Annotated in this window: 16 protein-coding genes; 13 read left to right on the top strand and 3 right to left on the bottom strand. The window is 35.5% G+C overall.

What is annotated here, in order from left to right:
* Positions 1 to 106 precede the first annotated feature (106 nt).
* The 4 genes from C7H19_RS18920 to C7H19_RS18935 all read left to right on the top strand — a co-directional run bounded on the left by C7H19_RS18920 (position 107) and on the right by C7H19_RS18935 (position 2803).
* Positions 107 to 475, top strand: coding sequence for a hypothetical protein (locus C7H19_RS18920; protein ID WP_106458486.1), 369 nt, complete (start codon positions 107 to 109; stop codon positions 473 to 475).
* A 68-nt stretch (positions 476 to 543) separates the two neighbouring features.
* On the top strand, positions 544 to 2304 hold the full coding sequence (locus tag C7H19_RS18925) for an N-6 DNA methylase (protein ID WP_106458487.1): 1761 nt from the start codon (positions 544 to 546) through the stop codon (positions 2302 to 2304).
* 2 nt (positions 2305 to 2306) lie between these two features.
* Complete coding sequence (locus C7H19_RS18930; RefSeq protein ID WP_106458488.1) at positions 2307 to 2534, top strand: DUF433 domain-containing protein; 228 nt, start codon at positions 2307 to 2309, stop codon at positions 2532 to 2534.
* Entirely contained in the window at positions 2531 to 2803 is a 273-nt protein-coding gene (locus tag C7H19_RS18935) for a DUF5615 family PIN-like protein (protein WP_219907688.1), read from the top strand. Before C7H19_RS18930 ends, C7H19_RS18935 begins: the two co-directional genes overlap by 4 nt.
* Positions 2804 to 2931: 128 nt before the next feature.
* Here the strand turns inward: C7H19_RS18935 and C7H19_RS18940 are convergent, their stop codons facing one another.
* Positions 2932 to 3474: a Uma2 family endonuclease gene (locus C7H19_RS18940; protein WP_106458489.1), complete on the bottom strand. Its 543-nt coding sequence runs from the start codon at positions 3472 to 3474 to the stop codon at positions 2932 to 2934.
* Between the two features lie 262 nt (positions 3475 to 3736).
* Here C7H19_RS18940 and C7H19_RS18945 point away from each other — a divergent pair, with 262 nt between their 5' ends.
* The 5 genes from C7H19_RS18945 to C7H19_RS18965 all read left to right on the top strand — a co-directional run bounded on the left by C7H19_RS18945 (position 3737) and on the right by C7H19_RS18965 (position 6504).
* Entirely contained in the window at positions 3737 to 3937 is a 201-nt protein-coding gene (locus C7H19_RS18945) for a type II toxin-antitoxin system HicB family antitoxin (protein WP_106458490.1), read from the top strand.
* A 224-nt stretch (positions 3938 to 4161) separates the two neighbouring features.
* A complete protein-coding gene (locus tag C7H19_RS18950; RefSeq protein WP_106458491.1) occupies positions 4162 to 5475 on the top strand; it encodes a type ISP restriction/modification enzyme in 1314 nt (437 codons plus the stop codon).
* Positions 5476 to 5525: 50 nt separating this feature from the next.
* Positions 5526 to 5747, top strand: coding sequence for a hypothetical protein (locus C7H19_RS18955; protein WP_106458492.1), 222 nt, complete (start codon positions 5526 to 5528; stop codon positions 5745 to 5747).
* Positions 5744 to 6016 (top strand): ParE family toxin-like protein, encoded by a 273-nt coding sequence (locus C7H19_RS18960; RefSeq protein WP_106458493.1) that lies wholly within the window; start codon positions 5744 to 5746, stop codon positions 6014 to 6016. The genes C7H19_RS18955 and C7H19_RS18960 overlap by 4 nt, the downstream gene beginning before the upstream one ends.
* 143 nt (positions 6017 to 6159) lie before the next feature.
* Complete coding sequence (locus tag C7H19_RS18965; protein WP_106458494.1) at positions 6160 to 6504, top strand: hypothetical protein; 345 nt, start codon at positions 6160 to 6162, stop codon at positions 6502 to 6504.
* Between the two features lie 41 nt (positions 6505 to 6545).
* On the opposite strand, the gene C7H19_RS18970 is transcribed toward C7H19_RS18965, so the two are convergent.
* Both C7H19_RS18970 and C7H19_RS18975 read right to left on the bottom strand, forming a co-directional pair.
* Positions 6546 to 8096, bottom strand: a complete 1551-nt coding sequence (locus C7H19_RS18970; RefSeq protein WP_106458495.1) for a tetratricopeptide repeat protein — start codon at positions 8094 to 8096, stop codon at positions 6546 to 6548.
* A gap of 46 nt (positions 8097 to 8142) precedes the next feature.
* Positions 8143 to 8823 carry an alpha-ketoglutarate-dependent dioxygenase AlkB family protein gene (locus tag C7H19_RS18975; protein ID WP_106458496.1) on the bottom strand — a complete coding sequence of 227 codons (681 nt, stop codon included), beginning with the start codon at positions 8821 to 8823 and terminating at the stop codon, positions 8143 to 8145.
* Between the two features lie 270 nt (positions 8824 to 9093).
* On the opposite strand from C7H19_RS18975, the gene C7H19_RS18980 reads away from it, so the two are divergent.
* From C7H19_RS18980 to speA, 4 genes are all read left to right on the top strand, one after another.
* A complete protein-coding gene (locus C7H19_RS18980; protein WP_106458497.1) occupies positions 9094 to 9402 on the top strand; it encodes a hypothetical protein in 309 nt (102 codons plus the stop codon).
* Positions 9384 to 9749: a hypothetical protein gene (locus tag C7H19_RS18985; RefSeq protein WP_245927637.1), complete on the top strand. Its 366-nt coding sequence runs from the start codon at positions 9384 to 9386 to the stop codon at positions 9747 to 9749. Before C7H19_RS18980 ends, C7H19_RS18985 begins: the two co-directional genes overlap by 19 nt.
* A gap of 217 nt (positions 9750 to 9966) precedes the next feature.
* Positions 9967 to 10419 (top strand): thioredoxin domain-containing protein, encoded by a 453-nt coding sequence (locus C7H19_RS18990; RefSeq protein ID WP_146136549.1) that lies wholly within the window; start codon positions 9967 to 9969, stop codon positions 10417 to 10419.
* Between the two features lie 136 nt (positions 10420 to 10555).
* On the top strand, positions 10556 to 12592 hold the full coding sequence (gene speA / locus C7H19_RS18995) for a biosynthetic arginine decarboxylase (protein WP_106458499.1): 2037 nt from the start codon (positions 10556 to 10558) through the stop codon (positions 12590 to 12592).
* Positions 12593 to 12975: the final 383 nt, after the last annotated feature.

Raw genomic sequence — 12975 nt, forward strand, 5'->3', positions numbered from 1 at the left:
GAACGGCTCGGTTGACTGGGGAAAAGCCCCATAATATAAGTAATCCCCTAGAGGTACGACTCTGGGGGCTTGCAAAAAAAAGATTTGTGTTAGGAAGTGTAACAAAATGTCTACAGTAACAGAAGCCGATTTAAAAGAACTGAAAGAATTAATTAATAATCGGTTTAGTGAATTAGACCGCAAAATTAGCGAGTTAGATCGTAAAATTGACGGATTAGACAAAAAACTTGACATACATATCGTTCGTACTGATGAACAGCTAAAAGCGATTAATAATACAATCGCACAAATGGATAAAAGAACAGATCAACGGTTTGACGAAACTAACAAACGGATTGATGATACTAACAAACGGATTGATGATACTAACACTCGTCTTAACACGATAACCTTTGGTATTTTTAGCGTTGTTGGTGTTTTAGCTACAGGTATTTTAGGAATTATGGGTAAAGTCGTCTTTTTTCCCAATCCTTAGTTTATTTTAGGTGGAACTTCTTCGCCACCTTCTTTTTTACACATCTAAGTTTACAAAATTTCTTATTTATGCCCAGTCTCAGCCTGAAACCATCCCACAAACCGATTAAAGCCTACTATGAAGCATTAGCGGATTATGCTAAAAAAGGGGTGAATCATGAAGGGGCTGTACAAACTGCTTTTCAAGATTTGCTCGTATCGTGTGCTAAACAGTTTAAATGGACGCTAGTACTACAATATGCCGTCAAACGAGAGAAAAAATCGCCGATCCGACTCGATGGGGCGTTAGTCGATGACTATAACCTAGCGCGGGCATTTTGGGAGGCAAAAGATAGTAAAGATGATCTAAAAAAGGAAGTTCAAAAAAAGTTTGCTGTCGGTTATCCCAAAGACAACATTATCTTTCAACAGCCCGATCGCGCTATTTTATATCAAGATGGTAAGTTGGTGATAGATGCGGATCTCACCCAAGAACAGGAATTAGTCGATATTGTACGTCAGTTTTTTGAATATCGTCCACCTGCGATCGAGCAATGGGAAAAAGCAGCCGCAGAATTTGGCGATCGTGTGAGAGATCATGCCACCGCACTGTTAAACTTGATCCAAGAACAGGGAAAAAAGAACAAAAAGTTTATTGATGCTTTTGCTGCCTTTTTGCAACTATGTCGTCAGTCGATTAATCCTAATTTATCAGAATCAGCAGTCGAAGAGATGTTGATTCAGCACTTGCTCACAGAAAGGATTTTCCGTAGTGTATTTAATAACCCTGATTTTGCTCAACGTAACATCATTGCTGTAGAAATAGAAAAGGTAATTAACGCGCTTACCTCAAAATCATTTAGCCGTAACCATTTTTTGAGTAGTTTAGATCGATTTTATGGCGCAATTGAAGAAACAGCCGCTACGATCGATGATTTTTCCCAAAAACAGGATTTTCTCAATACAGTTTATGAAAAGTTTTTCCAAGGATTTTCGGTAAAAGTAGCTGATACTCACGGTATTGTCTATACACCGCAACCTATTGTTAATTTCATGGTGAGAAGTGTTGAAGAAATATTACAAAAAGAGTTTGGGAAATCATTAATTGATCAAGGTGTGCATATACTCGATCCCTTTGTTGGGACAGGAAACTTTATCATTAGAGTCATGCGAGAAATAGCCGAGATCCAGAAATCAGCTTTACCCAACAAATACGAACACGAATTACATTGTAATGAGGTGATGCTGTTGCCTTACTATATTGCTTCGATGAATATTGAGCATGAATATTTTGAGCAAACGGGAAGTTATCAACCCTTTGAAGGTATTTGTTTAGTCGATACATTTGAAGATCAGAACATTCAACAACTTGATCTCTTTAGCCCCGACAACATGAAACGAGTCGATCAACAAAGACAAACCGATATATTTGTAGTCATTGGGAATCCTCCTTATAATGTAGGACAGTTAAACGAAAACGACAACAATAAAAATCGGAGATATACTAATAAAAGTAAAACAGGAATAGACGATCGTATATCTGTAACCTATGCCAAATCATCCAAAGCAACTAATAAAAATGCCTTGTCAGATATGTATGTTAAAGCCATTCGTTGGGCATCCGATAGAATAGGAGATGAAGGGGTTATCGCTTTCGTGACTAATAATAGTTTTGTTGATGCAGTCGCTTTCGATGGAATGCGCGAACTTTTAGAAAAAGAATTTAGCCAAATCTATGTTTATGATTTAGGCGGTAATATTAGAAAAAGAACCTCAAAACCGGTTTATAACGTTTTTGATATTCAAGTCGGCGTAAGCGTTAATATCTTTGTTAAAAAGGAGAATAAATAACTATGAGATTTACCAGAATTACAGTCAATCCGAAAAAAATGGGCGGTGTGCCTTGTATTCGTGATGTACGAATTCCTGTTGCTACTATTGTTGGTATGTTTGCTGAAGGAATGAGAGACGACGAAATTTTAGAAGCTTTTCCCGATCTACAAATAGAGGATATTAAAGAAGCTTTACATTATGCGGCTCAAGCACTCCGTGAAAGAGAACTACCTTTATTAAGTGCATGAAATTTATAATTGATAACGCCTTATCTCCAATCATTGCTACTGGTTTAAGACAAGCAGGTTTTGATGCTTTTCATGTTCGTGATTATGCAATGCAAACATCAGAAGATATTGAAATTTTTGAACGTGCAGCAAAAGAAGATCGCACAGTAATTTCGGCAGATACAGACTTTGGTACTTTACTAGCACTTAAACAGGAAAAAAACCATCAGTTATTTTATTTCGACGTAATAGCGAGCGCCGCCCCGAAATACAGCTACAAATTCTTTTAAGAAATCTTCCTAACCTTCAAGAAAGTATTGAAGCAGGTAGTATTATCATTTTTGACCGCGATCGGATTCGCATTCGTTCTTTACCAATTAATGGAGATGAATAATCATGTGAAAAGCATCCTTATAATCTAAGACCAAAATTTTTCTACTGACACCTTAATATTTGGAAAGGCAAAAGGAGTAATATAGTCTTTACTGATAATTGAAGAAGCTTGATAGTCATCCCCAAAAGGTTGTCGAAAAACGTAAACTTGTGATTTATTGACATCAACTACCCAATACTCTTGAATTCCTGCTCTAGCATAGGCTTGTTTTTTCTCACTTAAATCATAATTTAAAGTAGATTGCGAGATTTCAATTAACCAAAAAATCTCAGATGCTTGGGGATGGCGAGTTTTATATTGTTGTCGAGGCAATTTGCAGATAGCTAGATCGGGTTCGGGTTCAGAATCTGCTAGAGTAATAGGATGAGCTTCGCGGACTAAAGCCAATTCTTGCAATAAAGCTTGTAGATACTTAGCAAAACCTTCAGTTACGAACGCATGAAAAGGCCTTTCAGGAGACATCTCGATAATTTCTCCAGCAATAAGTTCTACTCGACGCTGATCTAAAAAACCAGAATCGATAAGACGATGATAATCTTCTACTGTCCATTTAGCTAAGGTTTTCATGAGTATCCTGTCCTCAGTAATGGGTCAGTCTAGTATGTCCATGTTATCTATATTCTATATTAATATTAAATGGCTTTGACTGTTCAGAAGTTGTAGATACTATTGAGGTTTTGTGAGCAATATGTGATTCTGTATGGGAAACCCATTCAGATGTATATTATTAATCTAAAAACTTCTATAATAAACAAAAAATCTTAAAAAATATGGTTTGGCAACCAAACCCCTACGCTTTCGGTTTTAGGATTATTCAATAATAAAATTTATGTCTAATTACTTAACAATAGAAGTTGAACAAGAAAACGATGGTCGTTGGATTGCAGAGATTTTAGAATTATCGGGTGTTTTGGTGTATGGTTTAACTCAACAAGAAGCCATTTCTAAGGTGCAAGCTTTAGCTTTACGAGTGATTGCGGACAAATTAGAACACGGAGAAATTAGAAATTGTTTAACAAGTCCACCGTAAAATAAATTTTACGGCTTAAAGCTTAAGTCCATTAAAATGGACTAAATATCATCAAAGTTAGTCGTTTTTAACAAGGGGCTGTCTGGGCGACCTGCGCGCCCTGCTTGTAAGCCCCGCCGACTGTAGAGACGCGCCATGGCGCGTCTCTACGAGACAGGGATTTAAATCCTTGGCTTACTATAATATTTATTCTTTGGTGATTTTAAACAAAACTCAGGTTATTTATGAAAAAAGCAATAATTTATTATAATAAAATCGATGACACTTGGACAAAAGAAGAAAAACTTGGTCATCTAGAAAAGCTTAAGCATATTAATAATGTAGAATGGCAAAAGATTACACCAGATAAAAATTATACTTGGCTGACTGATGGTTTAGCTGATGATTTTAATACATTTTTGTCACTTCAAGAGCGTAATTCAAATCTGAAATCAATATTCAACTTAGGCAGTAATGGGGTTAAAACTAATAGAGATAGTTGGGCTTATAATTTTAAACGTGATATATTAATTAAAAATATTGTAAGAATTATAGAAACTTATAATGGAGAAGTTTTTCGGTGGAACCAATCTTCTAAAATTAAAAAGGAAATTGATAATTTTTTAATTGAAGATAATCTAAAAATTAGTTGGTCAGAAGGATTAAAGAGTCATGTTTTAAGAGGAACAAAAATTGAGTATGATAAATCAAATATAAGGCAATCGCTTTACCGTCCTTTTACTCAATCTAATCTTTACTTTAATTCGGTTTTAAATGAGCGTAGATATCAATTCCCTTCAATCTTCCCAACTCCTGAAACAGAAAAAGAAAATAAAGTAATTTGGCTTAAAGTTGGGACTGAAATTCCAATGTTTGCTCTTGCTGTAAATCGAATTCCTGATCTACTTCCTCAAGGTGGCTCTCAATGTTTTCCCTTCTATATATACGATGAAGATGGAACTAATAGAAAAGAAAATATAACTGATTGGGCGTTAGAAGAGTTTCGCACACACTATAAAGATCCGACAATTACTAAATGGGATATTTTCCATTATACCTATGCGGTTCTCCATCATCCCCAATACCGCGATCGCTACGCCGCAAACCTAAAACGCGAATTACCCCGCATCCCATATACCCCAGAATTTCGCCCTTTTGCCGAAGCTGGTAAACGTTTGACCGAAATTCACATTTATTACGAACAACAGCCCGAATATCGTCTTAAACACATAGAGAACAAAGATTTACCGATTGATTGGAGGGTCGAAAAAATGCGCCTCAGCAAAGACAAAACCCAGTTAAAATATAACGACTTCCTCACCCTGACAAATATTCCCTCAGAAGTATTTGAATATCGTTTAGGCAATCGTTCCGCGCTTGAATGGGTAATCGATCAATACCAAGTTAGCATAGATAAACGCAGCAACATCACTAATGATCCGAACCGTCTTGATGATGAACAATATATCCTACGGTTAATCAAACAGGTTATTACTGTTAGTTTAGAAACCGTTAAAATTGTTAAAGGATTGCCAGATTTAGGCTTACCAAACGATTGATAGAAGTAATTTACTATGATATATTAGGATTACTTGAACATAATTAGATTATGACTAATTTACTGATAGAAGCTTTTAAAAAAGCACAAGATTTACCAGATTATTTGCAAAATGAACTGGCAGAACAGCTAATTCAAGATGTTGAAAATGAACTAAAGTGGCAACAGTTATTAACTCAACCGCAGAATGTAAAGTTGGAAGAATTAGCAGCTAAAGCTCTCAGCGATTCCATGAATGGTAACACTAAAAAAATGGGTTTTGATGAACTATGAAGTCAGAATTGACTAATGAGTTTATAAAATACTTTTCTGATTTGCCTGAAAGAGTGCAAAAAACAGCACGAAAAAACTACAAGCTTTGGAAACAAAATCCTTCACATCCAAGTTTAGAATTTAAAAAACTTAATACAAAACAGCCGATCTATTCAGTAAGAGCCGGAATAGGTTGGCGTGCTTTAGGAGTCATGAAAAACCCCGAAACAATAGTATGGTTTTGGATCGGCTCACACAGCGATTATGATAAACTACTTAATAACTTGTAAAGATAGGGTTTAGTGACATTCAAACTCTCTCCAATGAACTATTTATACAAGGCGGTCTCGCTGTGCAAGTGCCGTTAGCATCGCAATTATTTAAAGCGATAATAGGTATATTATTTATTATGTGTAGTTCAGGAGAAAATCGAATGTCTGAAGATAGATTAGATCGGTTAGAAGCTTTAGCCGAAAAAATTCTCGAAGGTTTAGCCGAAACTAGACATAGAACGGATTCTAACGCTAAGTCGATACAAGCTTTGAGTGATGCTGTAGCGAGAGATCGTGAAGCATTTAATATTGAACGTAAAGAATGGGCGCAGGATCGCCGTCGTGTTTTTGAATGGATGGCGCGTTTAGCTGCTGCACAAGCTGACTTTTATGAAATGCAAGCTGATCATCTCAATCATTTAGAACGAATTGACGCGCTGCGAAGCAGTCCCCGAAGGGAACGCCTCACTGATATTCTCGATCGTTTAACTCCAAAACCTGATTAAGAACAAGCTTAGTTTAAAATTTTTTAATTTGAGCAAATTAATCAAAGCGTTTTGCGAGATCGTTCTAATTCATATAAAGCTAAGTCTTTATAGTAATAAGCTATAGATAAATCAGGATTAATGTTGATAGCTTCGGTCAAATCTTGAAATGCTTCTTGATAATGTCCTAAATCATAGTTAATAATTCCTCTTTTATAATAATTATTTGCATCATTGGGTTTAAATTTAATTACTTCGGTCAAATCTTGAAATGCTTCTTGATAATGTCCTAAATCATAGTTAATAATTCCTCTTTTATAATAATTCTCTACATTATTATGATTAATAGTAATAGCTTCAGTAAAATCTTCTAACGCTTCTTGAGCTAATTCTAAAATTTTTTTATCCACTTCGGAAGCTTCTTGATTTATTTCTGCATATAAAACTCGATCAGTATAATAAGCATCAATTCTTTGATATTCTAAAAACTCTGCACTTATTTCTAACTCTTCTTTTAATTTCAACTTAGCAATTCCTCTTTTGCTATAAGCATTTGCAAAATTAGGATTGATTATAAGAGCTTTCGTAAAATTCTCTATTGCTTCTTTGTGTTTTTGTTCTTCTATTTTTTGATTTCCCAAGTTATAGTAATAATTAGCTTGAATTCTCTCTTCTGAACAAGGTTTATATATGACAAGATAGTTGAAAGAAACATTTTTTCTAGGAATAAGGTTATTTGCTCCAGTTAATAAATTATTTTTAATGATTTCAGGTAAGCAAATATTATGACGTATATGTATATTTTCAAGGTTACTGGAGCGAAGTATTATGACAGTGCAATTTTGAGCTACAATATCCTCTATTTCTTTAAATAACTCTATAACTGATGGATAATTACAAAAATCCCCAATTATTAAAATAGTATCTTCATTAATTTGATTTAATAAATATTCAAAATTATTTAAAAATTTTTCTTTTTCTTTAACAACTTCATTTAAACAATTTTGGAAAAATAAAATATCTGCTTTTATAATTTGCTCCTCGTACTGACTAAAAGCTTCTTTAGACAATAAATTAATTTGATGAGGAATTAAACCCGTAATTAATGAATTACATTCAGATAGCACATAGCTTCTAGTTAAATGCCTACTTAATGACCAACTATGCCAATTTATATCAAAAGTATTTAATTGTATTTTGTTCGATAGATTTGATTGTTCATTAATAAAATATTCAGTAATATATTTACACAAAGCTACTGATTCAGGCGCTGGCCCTGCTGCAAAAAAGCAAGCTGTTAATCCTTGCTCGTTTTCAAATAACTTTCTTTCTATAACATCTTTTAAATTTTCTGTGGTATTACTATCTTGAAAAGTCTCCAAACTTTTAAATATTTCATATGCCATATCTACATACTGAGGAAAATAAGCCAACATATAAGCAGCTTGAATATTACTTGCTGTATAGTCAATTTGTACGGAATTTGTTTTATATGCTTGACGAAGTTTGATCACACTTTCTTGCAAAGACTGAAGATATTCGGCAAAAACGGGAGATTCTACTGATTCAAAACCCATGAATTCCCGTAAACCTTCTAAAATCTGATGATACATTTAATTCCTTTCTATCTTATTGATGATTAAAAACTTGACAATTTAGCTAATGAATGATTCTAAAAGTTAAATTAATTCTTGGTTTAACTTGTTTTTTTGTTTTAGGAACTTGATGTAACCAATACTTTTGTGTTTCTCCACTCATTAAAAGGAAACTGCCATGAGCTAATTCAAGTTCATATTTTTGATTACTTTCTTTATTTTTGGGCTTAAGCATAAAGCGACGTATTCCACCCAAGCTAACTGACCCAATTACTGGATATTCGCCTAATTCATTCTCATCATCGCTATGCCAAGCTACACTATCATTTCCATCACGATAAAAATTGATTAATACACTATTAAATTTAACTTTTGTTACCAATTCAATTTCTTTTTTGATGAATAACAAAGGTTCAATCCAAGGATGCGGATTCATTTCAATCCCTGAATAGGCATAGCGTTTTTCTGGCTCACCATACCATGCAGTTAATCGCGGTAAAGCTATTGATTTTCCATAAATTTTCAAGTAGTCTTGTGTCCATTTAATATTATTCTCTAATTCTCTGTATAAAAAATCGCTGGTTGGTTGCTCAAAAAAATTGGAATAGTAAATAATTTCTCCTTGCTCAATCGGTAATTGCTCACCGTTTTTAATGGGGTTGGAAGATTTTGGTTGATTGCTGTTATCCAAGCTTAAAAGGCTAGATTGGTCAGAAAAAAGATTTAATTGTTCAAAACTTTCCATATCTAAAAAAAAATTTAATTTTTTTAATGATAAATCATTTTAAACTTTAACAAAGAATCTTGATTTTTTGTGTTGCAAATAAAAAACGTTAAGTTTGTCATTTCAGCACCTTATCTTGATATACCGCTTTTCTTTAATATTCCCTTATTGAAGAAAAAAATTACAAAGCTTCTCTTAAAACTTGCAACAACATCAACAGAATACCCAAGCCATTTATAGCGATCTATCCTAACATAGAAGATCGGAATCTTTATCGAGGCAACAAAAAGAATGGGGGACAACAACAAAACCAAGTTAAAATTAGACAGCAAAGTGACCAAACTAGATTTAGTTACACCCGAAGCAGCGACAAATACTGTTTTTTCACCTTGGACGATCAAAGATAGCGAGAATCTTTACAGAATACCCGGTTGGGGTAAACCCGATTTTTCAATCAACGCAGCAGGACATATTACAGTCTCTACACAATGCGATCTCGCTGTGCAAGTGCCGTTGGCATCGCAATTATTTAAAGCGATAATGGGAATATTATTTATATGTGTAGTTCAAGAGAAAATCGAATGTCTGAAGATAGATTAGATAGACTAGAAGCCTTAGCCGAAAAAATTCTCGAAGGTTTAGCCGAAACTAGACAGAGAACTGATTCTAACGCTAAATCGATACAAGCTTTAAGCGATACGGTTGCTCAAGATCGTAAAGAATGGGCGCAAGATCGCCGTCGTGTTTTTGAATGGATGGCGCGTTTAGCTGCGGCACAAGCTGACTTTTATGAAATGCAAGCTGATCATCTGTCTCATGTGGAAAAAATAGACGATCGCTTAAGTCGTTTAGAACGAATTGACGCGCTGCGAAGCAGTCCCCGAAGGGAACGCCTCACTGATATTCTTGATCGTTTAACTCCAAAACCTGATCAAGAACAAGCTTAGATTTTTAAATATTACTATGACGACTTATATTAATACAAAAATACTATATAATACTGATTTCTTTTTATGGCTTGAAACTACTGCTCGCTGGCTCAACAAGGGTTATGATAAGATAACCTGACTGCTATAAAAACTATCTTGAGATGAAAGATGTGTTGTCTATTTTTCTACAAAGTCTACGATAATTTTTGCGCTCCGATTGGGAACTCTAAAGATAGTGATCAATAAAAAATTATTGAGATTAATTCCGTCTTTGGGAATGGGTCAAGTGATGAAAAAATCTAACTTAATTATTTTCTTTGCTCTTCTTATTTTACCGAATTCTGCTGCATTAGCCGATTGTCTTAACTGTTGGATCAATCCAAAAACAGGAAAACTAGAATCTTTTGGACAGAGCATACAGCCACAAGTGTCTCGGTCTTCCACTCTTTTAGTTTACGGGACGACGAATTGTCCTTTAACAATGAGTCTTCTACAAGAATTACGACAACAGAAAATACCTCATCAATTTAAGAACATCGAACAGTCAAGTATCGCAGAAGAATATTATAAACTCATGCAGCAAACCAACTTAGTTTCTGATACTCGGATACCAAAGGTAATGATTCAAGGTAGGGTTTTAACTCGGCCTTCCGTTGCTGAGATTACAGCCATTCAGTCCCGTAAATAACAACAGTTCGGGATAAGGCAGTCCAACAAGTAGAGGATGTAGAATTTCTACTTTGAATAATCGGTTAAACCTTAGCAGTTTCAGGAGATCTACCCTAACATGGAAGATCGGAATCTTTATCGAGGCAACAAAAAGAATGGGGGACAACAACAAAACCAAGTTAAAATTAGACAGCAAAGTGACCAAACTAGACTTAATTACACCCGAAGAAACGACAAATACTGTTTTTTCACCTTGGACGATCGAAGATAGCGAGAATCTTTACAGAATACCCGGTTGGGGCGAACCCTATTTCTCAATCAACGCAGCAGGACATATTACAGTCTCTCCACAAGGCGATCGCGGTGGGGCTTTAGATTTATACGAACTCGTCGAAGCCCTAAAAAAACGCAATATCGGACTACCGTTACTGATTCGCTTTTCTGATATTCTAGCCGATCGTATCGAACGTTTAAACGCCTGTTTTGCTAGAGGAATCGCACGTTACAACTATCCTAATGTTTATCGGGGTGTTTTTCCCATCAAATGTAATCAACATCGCCACATCGTCGAGGCTTTAGTTAAATACGGAAAACCCTATCAATTTGGGTTGGAGGCGGGGTCAAAACCTGAGCTAATGATTGCTCTAGCGACCCTAGAACCCTCTTTAAGTGAAAAAAATAACAAATCACAACCCTTGCTCATTTGTAACGGCTACAAAGACAAGGAATACATCGAGACGGCGTTACTGGCGACAAAAATTGGTCATAAACCTTTTATTGTCATTGAACAACTCGAAGAACTCTATTTAGCGATTAAAATTAGCCGTCAGTTGGGAATTGAACCCAATTTAGGAGTAAGGGCAAAACTGAGTACAAAAGGGGTGGGACGTTGGGGAACTTCCACAGGCGATCGTGCTAAATTTGGTTTAACGATTCCAGAGATTCTGACTGTGGTTACTGAACTTGAAAAAGAGGGGATGTTAAATTCTCTTCAACTCCTGCACTATCACATCGGTTCGCAGATTTCAGCAATTGGTGTCATTAAAGATGCGATTCGTGAGGCAAGTCAAATCTATACCCAACTGGCTAAAATGGGCGCAAATATGCAGTACCTCGATGTTGGTGGTGGTTTGGGTGTAGACTATGACGGCTCGAAAACCAACTATTACGCCTCAAAAAACTACAATATGCAGAATTATGCTAATGATATCGTTGCTGAGGTCAAAGAAGCTTGTGAAGAAGCCGAAATTCATCCACCTGTTATAGTAAGTGAAAGTGGTAGAGCGATCGCATCTCATCAGTCTGTACTCGTTTTTGATGTTCTTGGTACGGGCGAAGTTCCTGTTAATCCTCCAGAAGCGTTACAGGAAAAAGAACCCCTGATCATTCGCAATCTGTGGGATACTTATTCATCAATTGATGTACAGAATTATCAAGAAGCTTATAACGATGCGACTCAATTTAAGGAAGAAGCCATTACATCATTTAACTTGGGTTATTTTAGTTTAAAAGAAAGAGCTAGAGCAGAACAATTATACTGGGCTTGTTGTCAAAAAATCCTACAAATTGCCCGTCAGCAGGATTATGTTCCTGATGATCTAGAAGACTTAGAAAAGATCATGGCTTCGATCTATTATATCAATCTTTCCGTTTTCCAATCAGTACCGGATTCTTGGGCGATCGATCAACTTTTTCCTATTATGCCAATTCATCGCTTAGACGAAAAACCCACTCAACGGGGCATTCTAGCGGATTTAACCTGTGATAGTGATGGGAAAATATCCCAATTTATTGATCTTAGAAACGATGTAAAATCTGTCCTTGAGTTACATTCATTGCAAGATTGCGACAAACTCGGAAACCATAAACCCTATTATCTTGGAATGTTTCTCGTCGGTGCGTATCAAGAAATTATGGGCAATCTTCATAATTTATTCGGTGATACTAATGTTGTTCATATTCAGATGAAACCGAAAGGATATGAAATTCAGTACGTCGTCAGAGGTGATACGGTAACAGAAGTTCTGAGTTATGTACAATATGATGCAGAAGATTTATTAGAGACTTTGCGTCGTCATACCGAAAATGCTTTACAAGAAAATCGCATGACTATTGAAGAATCTCAGCGTCTTCTCAAAGATTATGAACAGAGTTTAAGGCGATATACCTATCTCGTGGATGATGCTCAATAATGAGTTTTTGGGTTAAAATTTTTTCGATATGGAAAATGAAATATTATGTAATTTTGTTAGTACATAATAATGCCAGAGAATAAATTCTCTGTCTCAAAGCACAAGTCGGTTAAAACCGACTGATTGCATAAATTTGAATCAGTTTTAACGGACGGGGCGTTTAAACTGGCGACGCAGGTTCGCCAGTCAGCCCCTCGATTTTAGCTTTGAGCCGTGAATTAATTTCACGGTGGACTATGGGACTAATACGATAATCCAATTAACTTTTCAACTTCCATCATTTCACGGTTGACTTGCATCAAATTACTAATGGGACTTAAACGAGAAACCAGAGGAAATAAGGGTAGAATAATTACTATGTAAACGTCTCACGTTAAATTGAT

This window comes from Aphanothece hegewaldii CCALA 016 (assembly GCF_003007785.1).
GTDB lineage: Bacteria > Cyanobacteriota > Cyanobacteriia > Cyanobacteriales > Microcystaceae > Chroococcus > Chroococcus hegewaldii.